At 42.7% G+C, this 23,391-nt stretch carries 21 protein-coding genes and 2 pseudogenes; 13 read left to right on the forward strand and 10 right to left on the reverse strand.

What is annotated here, in order from left to right; translation table 11 throughout:
* The first annotated feature begins 133 nt into the window (after positions 1-133).
* Together AC3CIA_RS22700 and AC3CIA_RS22705 are read left to right on the forward strand one after the other, a co-directional pair.
* Entirely contained in the window at positions 134-1,084 is a 951-nt protein-coding gene (locus tag AC3CIA_RS22700; protein WP_488519119.1) for a diguanylate cyclase, read from the forward strand.
* 77 nt (positions 1,085-1,161) lie between these two features.
* Complete coding sequence (locus AC3CIA_RS22705) at positions 1,162-2,172, forward strand: Solitary outer membrane autotransporter beta-barrel domain (RefSeq protein ID WP_488519120.1); 1,011 nt, start codon at positions 1,162-1,164, stop codon at positions 2,170-2,172.
* 32 nt (positions 2,173-2,204) lie between these two features.
* Here the strand turns inward: AC3CIA_RS22705 and AC3CIA_RS22710 are convergent, their stop codons facing one another.
* Complete coding sequence (locus AC3CIA_RS22710) at positions 2,205-3,446, reverse strand: GGDEF domain-containing protein (RefSeq protein ID WP_488519121.1); 1,242 nt, start codon at positions 3,444-3,446, stop codon at positions 2,205-2,207.
* A gap of 354 nt (positions 3,447-3,800) precedes the next feature.
* On the opposite strand from AC3CIA_RS22710, the gene AC3CIA_RS22715 reads away from it, so the two are divergent.
* From AC3CIA_RS22715 to AC3CIA_RS22755, 9 genes are all read left to right on the forward strand, one after another.
* The gene (locus AC3CIA_RS22715) at positions 3,801-4,169 is read left to right on the forward strand and encodes a late competence development ComFB family protein (RefSeq protein WP_004731025.1); all 369 of its coding nucleotides are present in this window, start codon (positions 3,801-3,803) and stop codon (positions 4,167-4,169) included.
* A gap of 39 nt (positions 4,170-4,208) precedes the next feature.
* A complete protein-coding gene (locus AC3CIA_RS22720) occupies positions 4,209-4,490 on the forward strand; it encodes an HlyU family transcriptional regulator (protein ID WP_004731023.1) in 282 nt (93 codons plus the stop codon).
* A gap of 300 nt (positions 4,491-4,790) precedes the next feature.
* Positions 4,791-6,338, forward strand: coding sequence for a Re/Si-specific NAD(P)(+) transhydrogenase subunit alpha (pntA, locus tag AC3CIA_RS22725; RefSeq protein WP_076648415.1), 1,548 nt, complete (start codon positions 4,791-4,793; stop codon positions 6,336-6,338).
* A gap of 10 nt (positions 6,339-6,348) precedes the next feature.
* Entirely contained in the window at positions 6,349-7,728 is a 1,380-nt protein-coding gene (gene pntB, locus AC3CIA_RS22730; RefSeq protein ID WP_017079246.1) for a Re/Si-specific NAD(P)(+) transhydrogenase subunit beta, read from the forward strand.
* Between the two features lie 378 nt (positions 7,729-8,106).
* Positions 8,107-9,579: a sensor histidine kinase VxrA gene (vxrA, locus tag AC3CIA_RS22735; RefSeq protein ID WP_054546846.1), complete on the forward strand. Its 1,473-nt coding sequence runs from the start codon at positions 8,107-8,109 to the stop codon at positions 9,577-9,579.
* Complete coding sequence (gene vxrB, locus AC3CIA_RS22740; RefSeq protein ID WP_009845363.1) at positions 9,554-10,213, forward strand: response regulator transcription factor VxrB; 660 nt, start codon at positions 9,554-9,556, stop codon at positions 10,211-10,213. The genes vxrA and vxrB overlap by 26 nt, the downstream gene beginning before the upstream one ends.
* Positions 10,213-11,100 (forward strand): DUF2861 family protein, encoded by an 888-nt coding sequence (locus tag AC3CIA_RS22745; protein ID WP_488519122.1) that lies wholly within the window; start codon positions 10,213-10,215, stop codon positions 11,098-11,100. Before vxrB ends, AC3CIA_RS22745 begins: the two co-directional genes overlap by 1 nt.
* A 50-nt stretch (positions 11,101-11,150) precedes the next feature.
* The gene (locus AC3CIA_RS22750; RefSeq protein ID WP_017079243.1) at positions 11,151-12,299 is read left to right on the forward strand and encodes a conjugal transfer protein TraF; all 1,149 of its coding nucleotides are present in this window, start codon (positions 11,151-11,153) and stop codon (positions 12,297-12,299) included.
* Positions 12,300-12,340: 41 nt separating this feature from the next.
* Complete coding sequence (locus AC3CIA_RS22755) at positions 12,341-12,493, forward strand: YoaH family protein (protein WP_004731009.1); 153 nt, start codon at positions 12,341-12,343, stop codon at positions 12,491-12,493.
* Between the two features lie 808 nt (positions 12,494-13,301).
* Here the strand turns inward: AC3CIA_RS22755 and AC3CIA_RS22760 are convergent.
* The 6 genes and pseudogenes from AC3CIA_RS22760 to AC3CIA_RS22785 all read right to left on the reverse strand — a co-directional run.
* A pseudogene (locus AC3CIA_RS22760) lies at positions 13,302-13,706 on the reverse strand (GGDEF domain-containing protein); the annotation flags it as partial.
* 464 nt (positions 13,707-14,170) lie between these two features.
* Positions 14,171-14,365, reverse strand: a complete 195-nt coding sequence (locus tag AC3CIA_RS22765; protein WP_167853058.1) for a superinfection immunity protein — start codon at positions 14,363-14,365, stop codon at positions 14,171-14,173.
* A 41-nt stretch (positions 14,366-14,406) separates the two neighbouring features.
* Positions 14,407-14,949, reverse strand: a complete 543-nt coding sequence (locus AC3CIA_RS22770) for a hypothetical protein (RefSeq protein WP_135458701.1) — start codon at positions 14,947-14,949, stop codon at positions 14,407-14,409.
* A 239-nt stretch (positions 14,950-15,188) separates the two neighbouring features.
* A pseudogene (locus tag AC3CIA_RS22775) lies at positions 15,189-15,561 on the reverse strand (ISNCY family transposase); the annotation flags it as partial.
* A 319-nt stretch (positions 15,562-15,880) separates the two neighbouring features.
* On the reverse strand, positions 15,881-16,192 hold the full coding sequence (gene yciH / locus AC3CIA_RS22780; RefSeq protein ID WP_145565382.1) for a stress response translation initiation inhibitor YciH: 312 nt from the start codon (positions 16,190-16,192) through the stop codon (positions 15,881-15,883).
* 3 nt (positions 16,193-16,195) lie between these two features.
* Positions 16,196-16,564, reverse strand: a complete 369-nt coding sequence (locus tag AC3CIA_RS22785) for a DUF3319 domain-containing protein (RefSeq protein ID WP_004730993.1) — start codon at positions 16,562-16,564, stop codon at positions 16,196-16,198.
* Between the two features lie 100 nt (positions 16,565-16,664).
* Here AC3CIA_RS22785 and AC3CIA_RS22790 point away from each other — a divergent pair, with 100 nt between their 5' ends.
* A complete protein-coding gene (locus AC3CIA_RS22790) occupies positions 16,665-17,633 on the forward strand; it encodes a tyrosine-type recombinase/integrase (RefSeq protein ID WP_054546868.1) in 969 nt (322 codons plus the stop codon).
* A gap of 63 nt (positions 17,634-17,696) precedes the next feature.
* Here AC3CIA_RS22790 and AC3CIA_RS22795 read toward each other — a convergent pair whose 3' ends face one another.
* Both AC3CIA_RS22795 and AC3CIA_RS22800 read right to left on the reverse strand, forming a co-directional pair.
* Positions 17,697-18,692: a D-alanine--D-alanine ligase gene (locus AC3CIA_RS22795; RefSeq protein WP_054546869.1), complete on the reverse strand. Its 996-nt coding sequence runs from the start codon at positions 18,690-18,692 to the stop codon at positions 17,697-17,699.
* A 179-nt stretch (positions 18,693-18,871) separates the two neighbouring features.
* Positions 18,872-19,435, reverse strand: coding sequence for an SPOR domain-containing protein (locus AC3CIA_RS22800; RefSeq protein ID WP_004730988.1), 564 nt, complete (start codon positions 19,433-19,435; stop codon positions 18,872-18,874).
* A 216-nt stretch (positions 19,436-19,651) separates the two neighbouring features.
* Here AC3CIA_RS22800 and AC3CIA_RS22805 point away from each other — a divergent pair, with 216 nt between their 5' ends.
* Entirely contained in the window at positions 19,652-22,333 is a 2,682-nt protein-coding gene (locus AC3CIA_RS22805) for a bifunctional acetate--CoA ligase family protein/GNAT family N-acetyltransferase (protein ID WP_488519123.1), read from the forward strand.
* On the opposite strand, the gene AC3CIA_RS22810 is transcribed toward AC3CIA_RS22805, so the two are convergent.
* Entirely contained in the window at positions 22,325-23,212 is an 888-nt protein-coding gene (locus tag AC3CIA_RS22810; RefSeq protein ID WP_004730984.1) for a LysR family transcriptional regulator, read from the reverse strand. The two genes, AC3CIA_RS22805 and AC3CIA_RS22810, sit on opposite strands and share 9 nt — an antisense overlap.
* Positions 23,213-23,391 lie beyond the last annotated feature (179 nt).

Genomic DNA, 23,391 nt, shown 5'->3' on the forward strand with positions numbered 1-23,391 from the left:
AAACAATGCTAAAAAGATCTGTAAAAAAGTCAATATAATATAGAGATTAGGGCATGATTTAAGCCCAAATTTGAGCTACTTTGAATATTCAACACTAGATAAAGGTGATGTGATGATAGAAAAGGGATCTTCGATGCGCATATTGCTGGTTGATGATGTTCAACTCGACCGGATGCAACTTGCTATTCGACTTAAGCAATTAGGTCATATTGTTGAAGCTGTCGGCAGCGGAAAGGAAGCCCTGAATGTTTATTCTGATTTTGATCCTGAACTCGTATTGCTCGATATCAGCATGCCAGACATGGATGGTTTTGAAGTAGCTAATGAGGTTCGCAGTCGATTCCCTGAATGGGTTCCTATCATCTTTTTGAGTGGTCACGAAGAGCCAGCAATGATCGCTAAGGCGATTGATGCGGGCGGTGACGATTACCTGATTAAGCCAGTTAACAAAGTTGTTTTGAATTCCAAGCTGATCGCAATGCAGCGTATCGCGCACATGCGACGAGAATTAAAGCAGAGTACTGCCAAACTCGAAGAACTCAACATACTCCTACAGCAACAAGCAAACGAAGACGGTCTCACCAAACTGTATAATCGTCGATATATGGACACTAAGCTTGAAGAAAGTATTGCATGGCATGGAAGGCGTAATATACCCATGACAGTCATTTTATTAGATGTAGACTTCTTTAAGCCTTACAACGATAATTACGGGCATATTCAAGGGGATACCTGCTTGCAAGGCCTTGCCTCGACCTTAAAGCAACTCTTCGTTCGTGCGGGTGAGTATGTAGGGCGTTATGGCGGTGAAGAGTTTGTTTTGATTCTGAGTGATACCGACAGTGAAACGGCTAAGTTACAAGCTATCCGAGTCAAAGAAGCGCTGCATGAAATGAATTATGCACACGATCATTCAATGGTATCTGATAGAGTGACAGTGTCACAAGGTGTGTTGTCATTTGTACCCGGAGGTGATGAATCTACGGCCTCTATTTACGACAAGGTTGACCAGGCGCTTTATCAAGCAAAGCAAAGTGGTAGAAATACCTTTATACAGCGAACTATTTTAGAGCTTGCGCGTTAGTTGGTGAGCTCTTTTAGATAATTGAATTTATACTTCTAATAGCATTGTGCTAGGAAGCTGATTTAGTGATAAAAGAAATGCCACATTCAAAGTTATGCTCTAGGGTAAACATAAACAGGGCAACCATACTTCCACTGCTTTGTTTTATCTTTCCTACAATAGGTAATGCAAACTCGTTGACAGATTCATTCAGAAAGGATCTCGAACGAACATTCGCGACGAGCGTACTGCTTAACGACACCGACGTGTTTACCTTTGGTATTAATAATTTTGATCCAAACAAAGTCTTTAGTTTAGATAACGAAGATATTGGTTCAAAAGACTCTGTAAGTCGCAGAAAAGATATTACTTCAATCAGCCTTCCGTATACGTTTGAACTTCCTGAATATATTGAAGATAATCATCAAGAGATAACATTGCGTTTGTCTGCACTGCGTATTGAGAAGGACATTTCGTACGCGTCTACGGTGAAAAGCGATTTTCAAAAAGAATCAGTCATTTCTGGCTATGTAGAATTTGCGAATGTATCCCAATTAGATGAGCACTGGAGTTTCAGTTCTGCTATTGGTAACCACATCTCTTATTACCGTAATGACTTCGAATATCGTTCATCATTACTTGAGCCTATTAAAGATCAATTGGATAACGTTTATCTCAATACCGATGCATGGGCTTACATCATTGAACCTAAGATTAAATTGACCTTTGAAGACAAGAATGACTGGGGAAAATACAAGTTAAGTACTAGTTGGCATTACTTCAATGGTATAGGTTGGGGAGAGGCTAATAATGGCAACGTTGGATATCCCGAAGGTTGGTATATCGCCAATGAAGCCAAGATTTTCTATGACTTAATACGCTGGGATAAGAACATTACTTCTATGTACTCCAGTATAAGAAGAATTGATATCGGTGGTGATACCGTTGCTTCTATGGGTACAACGTCATACTACGAAGGCAGTGTAGGTTGGCTACTCAACCCAAATCTATTTAACGACTGGGTTGATAATGTTGGAATTGGGTTTACGATCAATTACGGAAGTAGTCTGAAAGGAGGGAGCTTAGTTATCTTCTTCAACCAAGATTAATCTCCCTCTAGTCGAGTTATCGACACTTATGTTTAGCTATCAACACACAGCTTGTTTCGGCCGGTTTCTTTCGCTTTGTAGAGTGCCTTGTCAGCAAGCTTCAATACTTCTTCAGGATGCTTGGTGGTTGTGCTATCAGACAGCCCAATACTCACCGTCACGTTTACCACTTCCGATGGTTTTCCGTTCTGACCACGATTTTTGATACCCACTTCATGGTCATCAGGGCGCTCGTGGCTATTTCGAATGGTCATGTCGTAGTTTTGAATCTCTGAAATCAGAACTTGAAGGTGCTCTTTCACTTGTTCCGTGTATTTGCCTTTAAAAATAATCGTGAACTCTTCTCCACCATAGCGATACGCTTTCGCACCACCAGTGGTTTCTCTAAGAATACGAGCCACCAGTTTCAGCACATCGTCGCCAATGTCATGGCCATAGGCATCGTTAAATTTCTTGAAGTGGTCGATATCAACCATAGCCATCGAATATTTGCGGCCTAAGTGCTTCATATCGACTTCTAAGGCGTGTCGACCTGGGATGTTAGTCAGTTGGTCATTAAACGCCATATCGTGGCTAGCAGACATCACATAGACGATGATCAACGTGCCTGATAAGGAGAACATAGTGCTAGAGATGTACTGCACGTCAAAGAAGATGAACGTACAAGAAGACAGCAAGATAGTGCTATAAACGACAACATCGATAGAACGGTTGTACACCAGCACTAGGATGGCTGTAAGGCCAAGTAAGCAAAGGCTATACAACACCAAAACAAAAGGCAGTTTGGAGAAGTCTCTAACAATGAACAGTAGGCCTTCACTCCATGATTCAAAACCGCCAGCATGGAAATGAGAAACGATCAATTGCGCCCAAACCATAAACAGCACGAGAACGATGGCGTAGAGGAGCATCGACTTTGAATTGACACCGTTATCCGGGAAGGCATACACCAATAAGCAAGTAACCGGTACTAATGCCGCAAGTAACGACAGCTCTAATAAGGTGGTCCCGGTGTCCAAAGGGGTTTGTAAGCGAACTTGGATGATCAAATAGGCTACTAGCATGGTTAATGACACCATGGCCATGCGCCCTTGTCTGAATGTATGGCATAGCAAAACGGCAACGCTCAATAAGATATATGGAAGGTTGCTAGCAAACCCTAGGTTTGAATCCGTCACAAGAATGACGTTGTTCATACCAGCGAGTAAAATTGCCAATAAAAATAGAGGGAAGCAAAATCGAAACATGCTCGACGTTACAAAAGAAGATGCCATTTACGTGGTGAGCCTAATTATACTGATGATCTTATAATTTAATTTTATACGTAGGATACGGTTAAACAAGCGAATGCCAAGCTTTTTACTTAAATTAGAGCAAAAACATAGTCATAGGCCGCTAATGGTGCAACCATTTTTATATGTATTTGAGTTGCTATTAACCATAGAACCAACTACACAGTATATATGAGAAATTAATTAGTCGTTATAGTTAGTTAACATGCAGTTAGTAAATCTGTAGTAATGAGTAGGGTATAGTAAGGTAACAATATGTAGGTCGTTGCCAATCAGGCTAGAACTCGATCTGTCGTGATAGCGATCTGTCGTGATAGCTACAAATGGAGGTGTGGTATGCAAATTAGTGTTGATGTTCACAACTATATGGAAACGCTGGTGGGTCAGGTCTTGGCTACCGAGGAGTATGTGTCTAGTTATAACAACGAACAGTTGGCTGATCTCGCGTGTTTGGCTTTAGGTCAACTTAAGCCCATCTATATTCGTTTCGATATCGATTTTCTTTCGGCATTGCCAGAAGACAAATTGGTACTCTATAAACGAAATAGTGAGATCGCGGTCAAGAATGCAGAAAGTATGATCATTGACGATAGAAGACGCGAACGTGACGACAATGTGCCCGTTATCTTTAGTCAACACAATTTTGATGATGACGTAGAATTGCAGTGGTATGAAAAGCCATTGTTGAACCGTAAACAGTCGTGATAGTTTAGGGTTAATACGGTCATTTAAGGAGTAAAAAACGTGGGATTCTTTTCTAGATTATTTGGTGGCAAAGAAAAAACCGAACAAAAAGTAGAGATTGAGCCAGTCGAATATAAAGGTTTCAATATCTATCAAGATGCCATTGCAGAATCTGGTCAATACCGTGTTGCTGGGCGAATCGAGAAAGAATTCGACGGTGAAATCAAAACTCATCGTTTTATTCGTTCAGATGTTGTTTCAAACAAACAAGATGCCGATGAATTGATGCTAAAAAAATCGCAGATGTTCATCGACCAAATGGGCGACAATATTTTTAGCTAACCAAATAGGGTTAGAATTGATGTTGGTCATAATTTAGAGAGCTTTCAGTGTATATGCTGAAAGCTCTTTTTAGTTTTAGGGACAAAGAACAGCTAGTAAGTTGTTATTTAAAGGATTATTTGCAAGTGGTTTGACCTCTTAGTTCGAGACGGTCGTCATTTCTTCAAATGAAGCGCTCAAATTCCATCCAGATCGTTATAAGTAATAACTTTTCCTGTTCTTTGAACAAAACGCTTGAAGTATTAGTTGTCGTTAGATACAAACGAATAAGTCATTCGTGCCAATAGTCAAGGAATAGCTATGCAAATTGGTGTACCAAGAGAAACACTCGCAGGTGAAACGCGAGTCGCTGCTTCGCCGAAATCGGTAGAACAGCTTCTAAAATTAGGGTTTGAAGTTTGTGTTGAATCACAAGCAGGTGCGTTAGCAAGTTTTGAAGATGCAGCTTATGAACAAGCTGGAGCAAAAGTTGTTACCGCAGATGAAGCTTGGAAATCCGATATTATCTTTAAAGTTAACGCTCCGATCGTTGACGAGTCTAAAAACGAAATCGATCTACTTAAAGATGGCGCAACATTGGTCAGCTTTATTTGGCCTGCTCAAAATCCAGAATTAATGGAACAATTGTCCACTCGTAGCATCAACGTGATGGCGATGGATTCTGTTCCACGAATTTCGAGAGCTCAGGCGCTAGATGCATTGAGTTCTATGGCAAACATCGCCGGTTATCGTGCCGTTGTTGAAGCGGCACATGAGTTTGGTCGATTCTTCACGGGTCAAATTACGGCGGCAGGTAAAGTTCCACCAGCGAAAGTATTGGTTGCTGGTGCGGGTGTTGCTGGCCTAGCGGCGATTGGTGCTGCAGGTAGTTTGGGTGCGATCGTTCGTTCGTTCGATGTTCGTCCTGAAGTAAAAGAGCAAGTCGAATCTATGGGCGCTGAATTCTTGGAAGTCGATTTCAAGGAAGATACCAGCGCGGGTGATGGCTACGCAAAAGAGATGTCTGAAGCATTCAATAAGAAAGCGGAAGAGCTTTATGCGGCTCAAGCAAAAGACGTCGATATCATTATTACAACGGCACTTATCCCAGGTCGCCCGGCTCCGAAGCTGATTACCAAAGAGATGGTAGACAGCATGAGTGCAGGTAGCGTCATTGTGGATCTTGCCGCTGCGAATGGCGGTAACTGTGAATACACGGTTGCAGATCAAGTGATCACAACCGCTAATGGCGTGAAAGTGGTAGGTTACACCGATATGGTTGGTCGACTGCCGACTCAATCATCTCAGCTATACGCGACTAACTTAGTTAACCTGCTGAAACTGCTTTGCAAAGAGAAAGATGGCAACATCAATATCGACTTTGAAGATGTCGTCTTACGTGGCGTAACGGTGGTTAAAGAGGGCGAAGTGACTTGGCCAGCTCCACCAATTCAAGTTTCTGCTCAACCACAACAAGCTAAGCCTAAAGCGGTGAGACCTGAACCAAAAGTTCAAGAACCTGTCTCTCCAATTAAGAAAGCGGCGGGTATGGCAGTTGCTGTTGGTGCTTTCGCTTGGATAGCTTCGGTTGCTCCTGCTGCGTTCTTATCTCACTTTACCGTTTTTGTTCTCGCTTGTGTGGTGGGTTATTACGTAGTTTGGAATGTAAGCCATTCATTGCATACACCTCTGATGTCCGTAACTAACGCGATTTCAGGGATCATTGTAGTAGGCGCACTGTTACAGATAGGACAAGGAAGTGGCGTCGTCACATTCTTATCATTTATTGCCGTATTAATTGCAAGTATCAATATCTTTGGTGGCTTTACCGTGACCAAACGTATGCTTGAAATGTTCCGTAAAGACTAAGGAGTAACAGATGTCTGAAGGATTAGTACAAGCAGCTTATATTGTTGCTGCTGTATTCTTTATAATGAGCTTGGCCGGGTTATCGAAACAGGAATCTGCACGTGCAGGTAACTATTACGGTATTACGGGTATGGCAATCGCGTTGATCGCGACGATCTTTGGCCCTCATTCTGCTGGAATTGTGTGGATCATCATTGCTATGGTGATCGGTGGTGGTATTGGTATCCACTTCGCGAAGAAAGTAGAAATGACTGAAATGCCAGAGCTGGTGGCAATTCTGCACAGCTTCGTAGGTATGGCGGCAGTGCTTGTTGGTTACAACAGCTACATTGATGCACCAGAAGCGGCAACGCATGCAGAACACGTTATCCACTTAGTGGAAGTGTTTCTAGGCGTGTTTATCGGTGCGGTAACCTTCACCGGTTCTATTGTTGCATTTGGTAAGCTTCGCGGCGTTATCTCTTCGTCGGCACTTAACATCCCTCATAAGCATAAGTGGAACCTAGCGGCTATCGTTGCTTCTACATTGCTCATGATTATGTTCGTTAAAGCTGACGGCAGTATGTTCGCATTAATGGTGATGACTCTTATCGCATTCGCATTCGGTTACCACCTAGTGGCATCGATTGGCGGCGCAGATATGCCAGTGGTTGTTTCTATGCTGAACTCTTACTCTGGTTGGGCAGCAGCGGCAGCAGGCTTCATGCTTGCGAACGATCTGCTTATCGTAACTGGTGCGTTAGTAGGTTCATCAGGTGCGATTCTGTCTTACATCATGTGTAAGGCGATGAACCGTTCGTTCATTAGTGTTATCGCTGGTGGATTCGGCCAAGACGTCGTTGTATCTGATGGCGATGAAGAGCAGGGTGAACACCGCGAAACATCAGCTGAAGATGTGGCAGACATGCTGAAAAACTCTAAGTCAGTGATCATCACTCCAGGGTACGGCATGGCAGTAGCTCAAGCTCAATACCCAGTGCATGAAATCACTGACAAGCTAAGAGCGCAGGGTATCAAAGTTCGATTTGGTATCCACCCAGTTGCTGGTAGGTTACCGGGTCACATGAATGTACTACTTGCTGAAGCAAAAGTTCCTTACGATATCGTTCTTGAAATGGACGAAATCAATGATGACTTCGATGAGACCGATACTGTATTGGTTATTGGTGCAAATGATACAGTGAACCCTGCAGCACTTGAAGATCCGAACAGCCCAATTGCTGGTATGCCAGTACTTGAAGTTTGGAATGCTCAGAATGTTATCGTATTCAAACGTTCGATGAACACAGGTTACGCCGGTGTGCAAAACCCACTGTTCTTCAAAGAGAATACGCAGATGTTGTTTGGTGATGCTAAACAGAGCTGTTTAGGCATTCTAGAACATCTATAGAAAGCATTTTCTAGTTTCTTTTTAAGAAAATTTCTAAGAGTTTTCTAAGAAGTTTTTTAAGAAGATTTCCAAGAGGTTTTCTAATAGTCTCTAAGTGCTTTTTAAGCACCATGTAATAACCAGACTAGGAGCTCATTTGAGCTCCTTTTTTTGATCCTCAGAACTAGTCTTAATCCAAACCCACAACGAATAGGGTAAAGAAACCAAAGCAAAACCCATTCGAATGATGGCTGGATTCATCAATCAGCTAGCGAGTACGCCTGTGCAACACAATCCTAATATGATGGAATTTATCGCTATAACTCACCATTCCCACTGTTTTTCATGCGGTTAAAAATTTATCTTTGATAGCGAATGGTATATATTTGTTTGATCTATATGAATTTGCGTTGGTTTGTGATCATCAAAAGAACATTTACTCTTCTTATCGCTACGTTATCTGTGTCTGCAAACGCGCTTGCTGACTCTTTACCTGAGCGTATCGATAATTTCACCAAACTCTTTGATCATGAAACCGCAATCGAATCTTATGATATTCGATTGTTGCAGGCTGATTATCCAACACGTTTGATCATGCCGTCTTCTATGCTGCCACAAACCGCAGAGTACCCATTAAAAGACATACAGCGCTTATACCAGTTATCAAAAACCTGTAGCGGGAAATTACCGTTAAGCCCGTTGATCACCGAGCCTTTAGTCTTTACTCGTGCAATGTGTAAAGGAACGAAGCTTTCTGATCGTTGGTTTAGCCGTAGTGGCTTGATTCACCCAGGTGGTGGTTCTTATGCGGCGCGATACGTAGAGAAGTATCCTGACAAGTTCGACTCTTTGAAACGCTTTATGCATATTCAAGAGCGTCCAAACACTGAACATGATGAACTGTTATCTCGTTTACAAAATATGGACAGTGAGGCCATCACGGCACTGTTAGCCGGTTCGAGCATGTTTGTCGAGCTTGACGAAATGTGGGTAAAACGCGGCGACAGATATTACCTGTACAAAGAATCAGACTGGAATGAAAACGCGACACTTTCTGGATTATCGTTCAGTTTGTCTTCAGAAGGCAAAAGCTGTTTTGTTCAGCGCGGTAATGTATGTTGGGAAATAGAAGATCATTCAGAGCTTCTGCAAGTCGCCATGTTTATCTTGGTGCTCGCCAACATCATGCTTGTTTTGGGGTGGGCGGTTTACCGTTGGAACAGTAAGAAACAAGAGATGAAGAGCCGCATGCTGGTGCTTCAAATCCTAACGCACGAATTAAGAACGCCGATTGCAAGTTTGTCATTGACGGTTGAAGGGTTCAGACGTGAGTTCGAACACTTACCAGAATCGGTATATGATGAGTTTCGTAGGCTGTGTGAAGATACACGCCGTTTAAGACAGTTGGCAGAAGCAAGTAAAGACTATTTGCAATCAGACAACCAACCGCTCGCAACAGAGTGGGTACCAAGCGTAGAAGAGTGGCTTCAATACAAAGTTGAAGAAGAATTTGCACCGGGCATTGAACTCCGTGTAAACAAAGATATTGCTGCAAAAATAAACGTATATTGGTTAGGAACGTGCATCGACAACCTGATCAGGAACGCCGTGAAATACGGTGTCGCACCAGTGATACTAGAACTGAATACTTCTGACAAGAAGCTGACATTCAAAGTTATAGATAATGGAGACTTGTCCCGCAAAGATTGGGGGCAACTAAGAAAGCCATTCGTAAGTAAGAGTGGACTCGGTTTAGGTCTGACGATAGTGGAATCTATGGTCGGAAAAATGGGCGGTCACATGACGCTGATAGGCCCCCCAACAACATTTATTTTGGAGATACCTTGTGAAACAGACATTGCTTCTCGTTGAAGATGATAAAAATTTAGCTGACGGTTTATTAGTTAGCCTTGAGCAAGCTGGATATGAATGTTTGCATGCAGAACTGATCTCTGAAGTTGAAGGCTACTGGGAACAAGCGGACCTAGTGATTCTAGACCGTCAACTTCCTGATGGTGACTCAGTAGATTCACTTCCAGGTTGGAAGAAAAAGAAAGACATCCCAGTTATTTTGCTAACGGCTCTCGTAACAGTAAAAGACAAAGTTGCGGGCCTAGATTCAGGTGCAAACGACTACCTAACTAAGCCTTTCGCTGAAGCTGAATTGTTTGCTCGAATTCGCGCGCAGTTACGCCTGCCTGATGCTGAAGATCAAGACGCATCAAAAGTGATGGCTCAAAATCTGGTTATCGATAAAGCGACACGTGAAGTGTTTTTCAATGAACTGGAAGTCACGTTAACGCGAACTGAGTTCGACCTACTGCTATTTTTGGCAAGCAATCTTGGCCGTGTTTTCACGCGTGATGAGCTGCTTGACCATGTATGGGGTTACAACCATTTCCCAACAACACGTACGGTAGACACGCACGTTCTGCAACTAAGACAGAAACTGCCGGGTCTAGAAATCGAAACGCTGCGTGGCGTTGGTTACAAGATGAAAGCGTAATGAAAAAAGCCTTACTTCCACTATTAATGTTGTCTTGCGTGGTGAATACCGCGCAAGCTGCAGATTGGTTTAAGAGTAGCGATACTCTAACTCAAGTTCATAAACACCTGCTGGATAATGACTTACCTCAGATGTTTGATTCACTAGTGGAAGTTTGGCAAATCAACTCTTCTCAATCACGAGAAGACCACCTCAATGAGCTGTTCGATCAAGCATTGAACAAAGATTGTGGTAAAACCCTCACCAGAAAAACACTCCCAGATTGGATCAGTTCAGTCGTCGTTAAAAGACACATTATTCAAAGCCCTGGCCGAGATACTTTTCGCGTATCGATTAATGTTGAATCCGAAAACAACATTCAAGATATTACCTTCGAGAAGTGGGTCGATAAGATTGTTTCATCGGACAGTGAGCTAACCAAAGACAGTGAAGTGGTAAACAACGCATCGGTGAGCCTATACCGCAAGCGTTACAATTTAGCATCTCAACTTGAGTCAGGCCTGTATCGTTTAAGTGTGAAAGGCGATGGCGGTAATTCATGGAGTACTTGGATTATTCTTGGTGACGTTTCTTTTCGCCAGCAAGTTCGTTGGGCGTCAAAAGACACGTGGCGCATCGATAAAAAAGAACTGCTGAACCCTTATTGTCCGCTTCCTAAGCTCGAAATTGGTTTGTACGATTACGTCGATGAACACTATGAGCAGGTGTGGGGCAAGAGCTATGAATCTGATTATCCAATGAACCTCACTGGCGAAGAACTTCCAAATGATCGCTACGTTTTGGCGGTTTCAATGGTGCATTCACGCTGGCAAGGTGACATAGCGATAGAACAAGCACAAACTATCAGTAAAACTTATGATATTTCTAGCGAAGAAGAGTTAAAGTAATTTAAAATTGAGCCGTTAACTATGTAAGGGATCTAACAAAGATAAACGGCATGAAAAATACGACTAAACTACTCGCAGCATCAATTGCATTCGCCAGTCTTCCTCTTTCAGCAGCAAACTACGCCATTGAAGCGCGTGGTGATGCGATGGGTGGTGTTGGTGTTGTTTCAGCAAACTTCTTAACCGCTCCATTCTATAACCCAGCACTTGTTGCCATTTATCGTCGTAATGATGATATGGGAATGATCACGCCAAGTTTTGGTGGTAGCTATAACGACCCCAACGACATGAAATCGAACATCGATAGTGTTGTTGATGCATCAAATACTGCAGAACTCGATGCGGCGCTTAACAAATTGGATGGCAACCAAGCCAATGTTGAACTGGGTGGTGTAGTCGCCTTTGCTCTTCCTAATCAGTTTATCGCGGCAAACCTTTTCGCTAAAGCCTACACAGAATCATTTGCAACACCTAACGTTTACACAACAGGTTCAGATGCAGATAAAGTGGAACTGTCTACCGTTGAAGCGGTTTCAATCGGTGTCGCAGAAGTCGGCCTTTCTTTAGCAAAATACCAAACCTTTATGGGCCAACACATCTCATTTGGTATCACACCTAAAATCCAACGTATTTACACGTACAACTATGTTGCATCGGTTGATGATTACGATTTATCTGATGTAAGAGAAAACAGTGACGGCGAAACTGCATTTAATATGGATGCTGGTGCGCTTTGGTTCTTCGGCCCGTTCCGAGTGGGTGTTGCAGCAACTAACTTAATCTCTCGAGACATCGAAACCAAGGATACGACGAGAACGCTAAACAGCAGCACAAGTAGTGCGACACACCAAGTTGGCGGTAAATACACTTACCAACTTGAACCGGTATACACAGTGGGTGCCGGCATTGTATCGGATTACTTTTCTTTCAGTGTTGATTACGACCTAAACGAGACTGAGAAGTTTACTTCGTTTGCTGATAACGAACAGATGATTCGTGTGGGTACCGAAGTCGATCTTCTACGTCAGCTTAAGTTAAGGGGAGGGTACTACAAGAACCTGGCTTACTCTGATTCAGAAGGAACAGTCACAGCCGGTATTGGTATCTCGCCACTCAACTTGTTCCAGTTAGATCTAAGTGCAAACTACACAAACGAAAATGCAATGGGTGCTTCAATCAATTTCCTTGCTAGTTACTAACAGTCCTTATATAGTTCTGCTCCTAAATAAAGGAGCAGAGCATGCTAAACGACTTACCAACCCTTTCTCACGAAGAACAACAGAAAGCTGTTGAACGAATTCAAGAAATGATGACTCAGGGCATCAGCACAGCACAAGCTATCAAAATCGTTGCTGAGCAAATTCGTGAAGAAATGAGTAATAAAGAAGAGTAGGGCATCAGCCCTTCTTTTTTAACGCCTTAGTGCACTATAACTAAATATATTACCCTCTAGTATATTATTTCGTACATCCGAACTCTTTAGTTACCCTAAACACCGATCTACCAAAAACCCTTAAATACAGTATATTCAGTCAGTTACGTCGGAGTAATCCACTTTTAAGGCTTTTCTTGGCTTTGGGTTGTAATTAAATTACAGCAAGATCTGAAAGTAAAACAATCGCCATTTTAGGTGTCAGTATTTATGTCACCACGTCTAAGTGGTTAAATATATGCCGTTTTTTAAGGCTAGTGACGTTGTGACCTCTATTTTTAGCGGATACGAGTGGATGAATGTTCAGAAGCAGACAAATGAGGATTTCATCTAAGAACAGTGCGAGATAAGTGACGACGGTAATGTTCAAAACCGATACCGCGAGTGACTAACCACTGGTTAGAGCACGCTTTACTAGCCAAATATGTGCACTTTAAAACAAGTGCTTAGGAAGCTTAGAGGCGTACGGAAGAGCTGTTTATAGAGCGATTCAGGAACAATACGTATCAACCTGAGAATGCTATTGATTGCGTTATTACAGATGGTTTTCTAGCAAACGGTGTTATAGCAGATGGCGAGAGTGCGCTTATAGGCATACGAATCGATTTGAGTTCTGATGAGACAGCAAAGCTTATGGGCTTGTTTGGTCAGCACTTAAGAATCTAACGGGTGCTTAAGTGGAGAGTAGATATCGACAGGGTGTTGATTACGTGTTGATTGAGTATAGGCAGAGCGTTGAATGTGTAACTGCAGTCCAGTCTAGCGAGCCTTAATAAAATGTAGCGACTTGGTTTCGTCCGTTGTCTTTCGCTTGGTAGAGTGCTTTGTCTGCACGTTTGATGGCTGTACGTATCGATTCATGCTCCTTGAGCTGCGTTACTCCAGTCGAAACGGTTACTTTAAGCGCTTTAGGCCAAAGGCTTTGGTCCATTGCTAGGTAAAGATTACCGATAGATTCGTTACACTGTAGCGCAGTTTGCTCGAGGCAAACGAGTAGAAACTCCTCACCACCCCAGCGATAAAGCAAGTACTGCTCACCAAGGCTCTCGTTCGCCGTTGCGACAAACTGAATAAGTACTTTGTCACCCACTTCATGGCCATGTTGATCGTTGATCTGCTTAAAATGGTCTAAATCAAACAACGCGATGTGAATGGTTTTTCCTTGTTGCGCAAGGCGTCCTCAATTCCATCTTTTGACTTGCGTAATGAAGCAACGTTCCTGCTCTTAGTTTCTGTTTGGGTTCTTGCCTATTATCGTACGGAAAGAGATAGGTGATAGCAGGGTGACTGCCAAATAAAAAACAGAAAGGAATATGTCGTTTTTATTGTTATTTGGTCAATAAGTGCGGTTTTACGGGGATAATAATTTAACTGTGCATTTATACAGTAATTTGAAGTGTTTGGTTTTAGACTTCTAATTCACTAGTTAGTACCCATATTAGTTGCAGTGTCACTTTATAAATACGTCAGTATGCATAACCTTTGAATCCACAAGAAATTCAGTTCGTAATTAATAATACCTATTGCGAAAATTTTAAGTTCATGCGTCGTATAGTCTTTATATATTTACTTAGTCGGAATTCATTAGAAATGACTAGTTCGACGACCGCTACGGAATCGTAACAGGTTATCTTAACGCTATAGCCGCTTAGTGTTCATCAAGCTCCAAATTAGGGCTATTAGCCAGCCAGTACCAAAGAAAAGACTACCAACTATGTTTAGTGTTGCTATTGCAGTCTTATGTGGGTGGTCTTTTCGTCTTGAGATGGTTGTCGGTAGTAGAAAAATGTAAATCGTGATGCCAAATGCAATCACATAGAATATAAGTTCCACGATGTTACCTTGTTTGAAAAATTTTCATTAGTAGATGATCATTAGAATGACCAGCCGAGGGATAGGCCAGTCCATTTTATGTCTACAGTAGTTAAACCCATTACGTCAACGTTTTGCTTCTGTAAGCTAGCGTCAAGGTACAAGCCATGCTTTCCTATATAGCGTACTCCTAGACCACGGCTGATACCGAAATCCGAAATGTCTACATTTCCATAATCTTCCTTGTAAGAACCAAGACCAAGTTTTATGTAAGGAACGATTTTGTAATCACTTTCAAACCACAACGATACCACATCAAATCCAGCATTGAAGTTTAAGTCAACTAACGTTGCGTCGTAATAAGTGTTGGTTGACTTGTTATAGCTAAATTCACCGCCAAGCAAAATTCCGCCGTTAGATATTTGGTTCGTATAACCGATCTTAATACCATTGTATTCTGAGTACTTATCATCTAACGCTTGGTAACCTACATAAACTCTGTCGTATGATGTATTTTGATCGAGTGTGGTTTCATTGGAGTAGGCCGACAATGATGAAAAGATGCCGAATGTCAAAGGGACAAGTATTTTAGAACGATTTTTCATTAATTATGATAACCAATTTGATTTGTTTGAATAGCGTAAACTAGCGGTTTTCTGCTTGGCTAGAAGAGAGGCGGCACATATTACTTAGAGTTGATATATCATACAAATCGTTTTGATCATGCTTGAACTTCGGCATTTCCGCAGGGTTCAGTTTGAGCACTAACATCAATAGTCAACATGTCAATGCCATTTTAAAATGTCCTCATATGCCCCAAACATAAACTTTAGAGCGAGATTTAACGAGGCTGATAGACCCGAGGTTTGCGTTGTGAATGTGGAAGCCACAGTCCGTCGGCGATCATCCATTGACGTAAAGTTTCGTTTGATATGGGCAAGTTGTGCAGCTCAGATAACTTTTCTTGAGCGAGTGTTGGTGAGAAGTCGCTGTAGTTTTCACGGACAAGGCTTAGCACCGAGTTTCGAACGATGATTGCTAGGCTTACCGCGAGCGCGATGAGCCAATCCGCTCGCACCGTATTTACGAAGTCGGTTCATCAGGCGTTGGATGTGACGGACACTCAAGCTGAGGATCTCGGCAGCATCGGCCCGGCGTATCCGTCGCTGACACACATCTTCAATTACTTTAAAACGATTGATCTCTGAATCACTCATAGTCACCAGCATGTTGTTATGTCCATAGCGTTTACCAATATCAATTAAGCCTAGTGGTGATGAGCTAAAGGGACATTTTAACTTTTGAAAATAGTGACATTACAACTTTGCGCTTACAAGCTCAGTGCGTATTATGTACGTTATGTTAAATTGATTTTGGTGTTTATAAGGCAGGTATCTTTGTGTGATGCCCTGCCTTTATTTGGTGTCGATATTCTCTGATTTATACTGTGTATTTAACCACATTAGCTATTTACCATAAAATACCTAATAACCAGTGATAATAATCTTCGATTTTACCCCTGGCATTAGTTAGAGCTTAACCGCCAGCAAATTTAACTTTGTAGCCTTTCTTTTCAAGATGCGCTTTGAGCTTGTCACGAGCGTCGCCTTGAATCTCGATGTTGCCATCTTTTACTGAGCCGCCGCAGCCACACACTTTTTTGAGTTCCGCTGCCATTAGTTTTAATGGTGCGTCATCTAGGTCTAAGCCAGTTACTATAGAAACGCCTTTGCCTTTACGGCCTTTGGTTTCTTTTTGGATTCGAACGATACCATCGCCTTTAGGACGTTGGACTTTCTCTTCTTCAGGTGTGATACGACCTGTTTCTGTTGAATATACTAGGCTCATAAATTACTTCTTTTGTTGCTCTGCTTTTTGTTTTGCGAGTAAGTAAGCTTCTATATGACGCTGGATTGCAATCTTGCCGCCTTTGATAAGACGCCCGTTAAACATGCAATACCACGCGTTAGGCTCACCGGTGTCATTCTTGATCTGATAGCCGTTGAAGTTTTCAGTTAGGCCACCAGTTCCTCTCGACTTATTTAATGCAGTGAACTCTTTAGGGTCAATAATAGACGCCGTGTCAATCCACCAATCAATACTCTTCTTCACGGCAGCTAGGTTGCCCTGAATAACATTGTTTTTTAACTTAGCACGCCAAATGGTGTTATTCGCATCCATCGATTGCAGATGGACGCTACGGTAAATTGAATTAGCCATATCTATTAATCATCTTTTTGTTTTCACTGTATTAATCATAAGTATACTTATAATGATATCAAGCATAATATGGTAAAAACACCTGTCGAGGTACGGTAATTTGCGAAAAAAAGTCCCTATTTTAACCGACTCTGTGACAATTAATTCATTTGTTGAAAAATTGAACAGGCACGCGACAATTGAAATTATAGATGAGTTAACAGGATACCAGTACTCTCGTAACTCACTGTTGGGTATCTACAGTGATTGGAATCGCTACCATGCGTTCTGTACTAAAAACCGTATCAACACACTCCCTGCCTCTATTACTGCTGTTCGTCGTTTTCTAGAGACTGAATCCAGTGACAGAAAATACGCATCTTTAAAACGTTACACTGCAACGCTTAGTTTGTTGCATACTGTGTTGAGCTTTGCCAACCCAATTAAGCATAGACAAGTTCGTTTTGCCCTGCTCCACTTGCAAGCTCAAATGGCCGGCGACGCTAAGCAAACCAATGCCATGACATCTGCACACCTCGCTGAGTTAAACACGTTACTTTCAAATGAGAAATCGAGCTTAAAAGAGATCAGAGATATCGCCATTTATAATGTGATGTTTGAGTGTGCTTTAAAACGATCAGAACTTAAGGCGTTATCAATGGGTAATGTCGAGTGCGTTGAAAATGATTACCAGATTACAGTAAAAGATTCAGTGTATCGGCTGTCGCAAGTAGCAAGTGCTGCTCTTCAGCGTTGGTTTGCGTTTACTGGGACACAAGATGAGTTACCCGTGTTTCGTGCGATAGACAAGCATGAAAATATCAGTCTGCAACCTTTAGATGATTCGTCGATCTATAGGATACTAAGAAGTGCAAGCGACTTACTTCAGCTCGCAGAAAACCACCATTTTTCAGGGAATTCGATTCGTGTGGGTGCCGCACAAGAGTTGTCAAAACAAGGTCTTAAGGTGAGGGAGATTCAGGATTTTGGTCGTTGGCTCAGCCCTGCAATGCCTGCGCAATATGTGGGTTATTCGGGGACGGCTGAGAGTGAGAAGATGAAGTTTAAAACACTAGTGCCTTGGCAATAAGCTCAAGGCACTATTATGTTCTTTAGCCAGTGGTGTAAGACTCGCTAAGATATTTTGGAACAACTAAGAAATGCTTGTTCTCACACAGTTCTCTAGGAACTGGCTGAATTTGTGGCCATCATGTTCAACCATTTTAGGGAACATGGAAATTGGTGTCATACCTGGGAAGGTGTTGACTTCATTCAGGTAGATCTCGTTGTCTTGTGTTAAGAAGAAATCGATACGAGACAAGTGACGAAGCTTCATTTGGGTGAATACTTTACGAGCACTGTCTGCAATTAACTCTAGTTGTTCATCTGTTAAGTTATTTGCTTCAACTTCGGTAATTGAGTGGCTGTCTGAGCTGTATTTCTCTTCGTAAGAGTAAAATGCGCCATTAGGTGCAATCACCTCGCCCGGTTTGCTGATGTGTAGCTCACCATCGATTTCATAAGCGGCAACTTCTAGCTCTCTAGGCACAACTGATTTCTCAACCAGCACTTGATCAGAGAAGGTAAACGCCTTATTGATCGCTTCGCTTAAGTCTTCCACTTGGTTAACTTGGTAACAACCTACAGAAGAACCTTGACGAGCCGCCTTCACGAACACTTTACCCCAATTTTCAAAAGCTTGAGTCGCTTGTGAATGAGCTTGGTCGTTGTTGTCTGATAAAAACAGATACGGCGTGTTTGGGATGCCAAGTGCATCGTACCAAAGCTTTGAAGTGATTTTGTTGAAGCTGTTGTTGCTCGCTTCAGAACCACAACCTAAGTACGGAATCTTAGCCATTTCAAATAATGATTGAATGTCACCTGTTTCACCCGGGAAGCCGTGAATACAAGGCGCAATGAAATCGACTTTAGACTCTAGGTTGTCGCCACGTAAGGTTTGATTATTGATATCTAGATAAACCAATTCACCTGAATCAAGACACCAGCCTTCGTTTTTAATTTCAACTCTGACAACGTTAAAATCGGCAACGCTATTCAGTTGTTCAAAAAGGTAATTGGCTGAAACTAAAGAGACTTCATGCTCTGAAGATCCACCGCCACAAAGTAGAAGGATGTTAATGGTGTTCATGGGTAAATTCGGTCCTTGAAACTAGGAATACTGACTTCAATGATAAACAAAAGTCGAAATAGGTACAGTGTTTTGAACGTTAAAATTGTGTTCGAAAGAACGAGCGATTAACTATTAAACAAAACTGCAGGTCTTAAAACAAAAGAAGGAGCATTTGCTCCCTCTTTCTGAATTAAAACTTAGTTCAACTTGTTAAGCGTTGGGTATTCAGAGTTCTTGATGTCATCAATGCTCTTAACAAACGGCTTCAAGTTTTGGAAAGTGGTTGGCAGCGTTGAGATTGCCTTTTTAGCTTCTAAGCGTGTTGCGTAATCACCGTAAAGTACGGTGAACCACTTAGTGCCGTTAACCATTTTGTAGTTTTCCCAAACTGGTTGAGAAGTCGTAGGTAGCATTTTCACGAAAGAATCGACTTTACTCTGGCTGCCAACAGCAACAACTTGAACCGTGTAACCAAAACGCTGGTTCATATCTTGTTGTTTCTTCGTTGGGCCTGTCACTACTGCAACTGGCTTAGCTTTAGTCGTTTGAGTGACTTTCTGCTCAACAGGTTCGGTTCTGATCACGTTGACAACGTTTTCTTCAACAACGCCTGTTTGCTCAGATTGAGATACAACTGGAGCTTCAACTTTTGCCGTTTTGTACTCTTCTTGATAACTATCTGAAGTTACATTTGTAACGTAGTCGTCAGATACACATGCAGCCAAGAGCAGTGGCAAAGTCACAATTGCAAATTTTTTCATGGAAAGCTCTATATCCTTAATAATAATTACTATAAATCATGCCGATACGTCGGTTTAGAATCAAGTTAACTTTGAGATTATACACCATTAGTGGGTGACCTATTTCACAAACTTTATGCAGTGTTTGCTTATTCATCTGAATTCGGTGAATTTGCCATCAACCCGTGAGTGAAAAGTAAGTTACGATGAACTTACGTGCATTGCTAGGATATGTCTATGAATCATCTTGATCCCCTCCTTAAACCCCGTTCAATCGCTGTTGTTGGTGCTTCTCAACGAGAAACGCGCGCGGGATATATCGTCATGAACAATTTGTTGCACGGGGATTTTAAAGGTGCGGTGATGCCCGTTACGCCAAAATATGACTCGGTGGCAGGCGTACTCTCATACAAGAACATTTTGTCACTGCCTATCGTGCCTGACCTTGCGATTCTCTGTACCAATGCGACCCGTAATGTGGACATTTTTGAAGAGCTGGCCGAGAAAGGCATAGCCTCTGTCATTGTGCTTTCTTCCGATATGCAGCAACAAAGCGATAATGGCGAAACGTATGATGCACGATGCCTAGCGATTGCTAAAAAACACAACATTCGGGTGCTTGGCTCCAATAGCTTGGGGATTATTGTCCCTTGGTTAAATTTGAACGCCTCTTTTTCTCCGGTAACTGCGCTGCCAGGTAAAATCGCCTTTGTTTCTCAGTCGGCTGCAGTGTGTACCACGATTCTCGATTGGGCGAACGACAAAGAGATTGGCTTCTCAGCGTTTATCTCGATAGGCAATGGCAGTGACATTGAATTCTCGGAACTCTTGGATTATCTGAGCACCGATTCTCACACCGAAGCGATATTGCTTTATGTCGATAGTATTACTGATGCGAGGCGCTTTATCTCTGCAGCGCGTGCAGCGTCACGCAACCGACGAATTCTAGTGCTCAAAGGCGGGCGAACAGCGAAGGGCCGAGCGGCGGCCATGGCACATACCGGTGGTGCCGATACCTTAGACATTATCTATGACTCTGCAATCCGACGCAGCGGTATGTTGCGAGTTAAGAACTTACATGAACTGTTTGCTGCGGTAGAGACACTGACTCATTCAGTGCCCTTGCGTGGCGAGCGCTTGGCTATTGTTACCAATGGTGGCGGCCCTGCAATTATGGCCGTGGACACCCTATTTGACCGCGGCGGTAAGCTCGCAGAATTATCTGAAGATACGCTCGATAAACTCAGTAAGGTTTTGCCATCGAGTTGGTCTCATAGCAACCCTATCGACATTGTTGGCGATGCCGGCGATCAACGCTATATCGACACCATAAACATCTTGCTCGATGGCGATGAAGCGGATGCCATTCTTATCATGCACAGCCCTTCTGCGGTCGCACATTCAGCCAAAACGGCAGAGCGAATTATTGAGGCGATTAAAAAGCATCCTCGCCACAAGCGCTTTAATATCTTAACGAATTGGTCTGGTGAGTTAACCGCAAGGCCAGCGAGAAAGCTGTTTACGGAAGCGGGTTTCCCAACCTATCGAACGCCTGAAAGTTCGGTGGTCGCATTCATGCACTTGGTCGAGTACAGACGCAACCAACGTCAGTTAATGGAAACGCCGACCACGGCAGAAAAAGTGCACATTGAAGACTTGGCAGATGCAAAAAATTGGATAGAACGTCAACTACTGGATAAAGATACAGTTAGTCTTGATACCCATCAAAACAGTCAGTTTTTCAAGCACTTCAATCTTGATGTGTTGCCAACTTGGATTGCTTCTGACCCAAGTGAAGCGGTGCACATTGCTGAAACGATCGGTTACCCGGTCGCCGTAAAACTTCGCTCACCAGACATTGCGCATAAGTCGGATGTTCAAGGTGTGATGCTCAATTTACGAAACAGTAGTGAAGTCGCGAATGCCGCTCAGGCAATTCTCGATCGATCTCAATTGTCGTTCCCTACTGCTCATATCCATGGCTTGTTGATTCAAGGTATGGCCAAGCTTGCTGGCGGCCAAGAACTGCGAGTTAAGGTCACAACGGATGAAACCTTTGGCCCTATCATTTTACTTGGCCAAGGTGGCTCTGAGTGGGACGAATCAATTGATGCCGCTGCTGCTTTCCCACCGCTTAACATGACACTGGCGCGTTACTTGATCATTAGGGCGATAAAAAGTGGCAAGATTCGCCTGCAAAAACTGCCTAACCCGATCGACATTGAAGGGCTATCTGAGTTGCTGGTTCGTATATCGCAAATGGTAGTGGATTGCCCTGAAATACATGATTTGGATATCCACCCAGTACTAGCCAATGGTGACAAGTTCACGATATTAGATGCCGATATCATCTTGAAAGCGTACGAAGGCGATCCACAAGAACGTCTTGCGATTCGCCCTTATCCGGTCGAGCTTGAAGAGAATATCGTACTCAAGGACGGCACCGAAGTGTTGCTACGCCCTATTCTTCCTGAAGATGAACCGCTTCATGCTGACTTTATTAATCGCGTATCTAAAGAGGATCTTTATAAGCGTTTCTTTAGTGATGTTGGTGAATTCAATCATGAGGCGTTGGCGAACTTTACTCAGATTGATTTTGATAGAGAAATCGCGTTTGTGGTGGTTCGTAAGGAACAAGGTGTGCCTGCGATTATTGGTGTATCGAGAGCGCTGATTAACCCTGAGAACACCGATGCCGAGTTCGCGATTCTGATACGTTCCGATCTGAAAGGTGTCGGCTTAGGTCGTATTCTTATGACTAAGGTTATCGATTACTGCCGTGCGAAGCAGACTAAACAGATGTCGGGCATGACGATGCCAACGAATAGAGGGATGCTGACACTAGCTCAAAAGCTCGGCTTCGAGCTAGATATCAGTTTTGAAGATGGTACTGCAGATATGGTGTTACCGTTACTTTAACGCCCATGTCTTTTTAAGATGTTGGATACACCAAGACTTGGCGTCGCCCATTTTGTTGCGTCGCCAAGCCATGACGATATCGATCGGCTGTGGTTCTGTCCCCGAAATCTGCTGTAGAACGCCAGATTCAATCAGCGGCTTAGCAATACTACTCGGCAAGGTGCCAATCCCTAATCCAGTTGTCAGAGCCTCTACCTTTGCTGGGAAGCTTGTTACGGTTAAACGAGGTTGTTTCTCTAGAATATTGCGACTTAACGCTGGTTGATCACGTGCAGTGTCTGCAATTGCAATAACCCTGTAACTTTCCCTCGCTTTTTGATCGAACTCCCCAGAACGTTTATGAACGTAGTGGTTTGATGCCGCGACCCATACCATTTCCATCTTACCAATGATGTCACTTTTCATATCGTTTGGAATCGTATCGAGCTTGGGACATACCAATAAATCGGCTCGGCCATCTGTCAGGGATTCCCAACATCCGGCTAAGATCTCTTCTTGTAAGCGAACACGTGTTTTGCTGATTTTCCCGAGTTCGTCGACCAACGGGAAGAAATTGGCAATAGGAATGATGCCATCAAAGGCAATGGTTAAATCTAGCTCCCAGCCATTAGCAAGAATACTCGCATCGTTAACGAGTTGTTCAGTGGCACCAAGAATGATTCTACCTTGCTCTAATATTAACTGCCCCGCTTCCGTGAAATTTGCACGGTGGCCTGAGCGATCAAAAATCATGATATCTAAGTCTTGCTCTAACTTCTGGATTTGATAACTCAATGAAGAAGGCGCTCGGTCCAGTTCATTTGCTGCAGCTGCGAAACTCCCACGACGATCAATGGCATCTAATATGTGTAATGCTTCAAGTGTTATTGGACTATGCATAGCTTTCCTACTTTATAAATGAGACTTAAATCACAAAAACAGAAGCATTCAGACTATGAATGCTTCTGTAAAAGTCTTTTTAATACAGATATTTAAGAGTATTAATTATGAATTAGTTGATAAAATTGAAAATTATTTAAATGCAAATAATAGTAATTATCATTTAGATCCAATATTAT

Source organism: Vibrio sp. QJM3NY_27, from assembly GCF_057785955.1.

Bases quoted from the DNA above. Each gene is read 5' to 3' on its own strand.
- pntA (WP_076648415.1), top strand. From the start codon at position 4,791: ATGCAAATTGGTGTACCAAGAGAAACACTCGCAGGTGAAACGCGAGTC.
- AC3CIA_RS22700 (WP_488519119.1), top strand. From the start codon at position 134: ATGCGCATATTGCTGGTTGATGATGTTCAACTCGACCGGATGCAACTT.
- AC3CIA_RS22750 (WP_017079243.1), top strand. From the start codon at position 11,151: ATGAAAAATACGACTAAACTACTCGCAGCATCAATTGCATTCGCCAGT.
- pntB (WP_017079246.1), top strand. From the start codon at position 6,349: ATGTCTGAAGGATTAGTACAAGCAGCTTATATTGTTGCTGCTGTATTC.
- AC3CIA_RS22755 (WP_004731009.1), top strand. From the start codon at position 12,341: ATGCTAAACGACTTACCAACCCTTTCTCACGAAGAACAACAGAAAGCT.
- AC3CIA_RS22715 (WP_004731025.1), top strand. From the start codon at position 3,801: ATGCAAATTAGTGTTGATGTTCACAACTATATGGAAACGCTGGTGGGT.
- AC3CIA_RS22805 (WP_488519123.1), top strand. From the start codon at position 19,652: ATGAATCATCTTGATCCCCTCCTTAAACCCCGTTCAATCGCTGTTGTT.
- AC3CIA_RS22800 (WP_004730988.1), bottom strand. From the start codon at position 19,435: ATGAAAAAATTTGCAATTGTGACTTTGCCACTGCTCTTGGCTGCATGT.
- AC3CIA_RS22705 (WP_488519120.1), top strand. From the start codon at position 1,162: ATGCCACATTCAAAGTTATGCTCTAGGGTAAACATAAACAGGGCAACC.
- AC3CIA_RS22795 (WP_054546869.1), bottom strand. From the start codon at position 18,692: ATGAACACCATTAACATCCTTCTACTTTGTGGCGGTGGATCTTCAGAG.
- AC3CIA_RS22785 (WP_004730993.1), bottom strand. From the start codon at position 16,564: ATGGCTAATTCAATTTACCGTAGCGTCCATCTGCAATCGATGGATGCG.
- AC3CIA_RS22810 (WP_004730984.1), bottom strand. From the start codon at position 23,212: ATGCATAGTCCAATAACACTTGAAGCATTACACATATTAGATGCCATT.
- AC3CIA_RS22745 (WP_488519122.1), top strand. From the start codon at position 10,213: ATGAAAAAAGCCTTACTTCCACTATTAATGTTGTCTTGCGTGGTGAAT.
- yciH (WP_145565382.1), bottom strand. From the start codon at position 16,192: ATGAGCCTAGTATATTCAACAGAAACAGGTCGTATCACACCTGAAGAA.
- vxrA (WP_054546846.1), top strand. From the start codon at position 8,107: ATGAATTTGCGTTGGTTTGTGATCATCAAAAGAACATTTACTCTTCTT.
- AC3CIA_RS22770 (WP_135458701.1), bottom strand. From the start codon at position 14,949: ATGAAAAATCGTTCTAAAATACTTGTCCCTTTGACATTCGGCATCTTT.
- AC3CIA_RS22710 (WP_488519121.1), bottom strand. From the start codon at position 3,446: ATGGCATCTTCTTTTGTAACGTCGAGCATGTTTCGATTTTGCTTCCCT.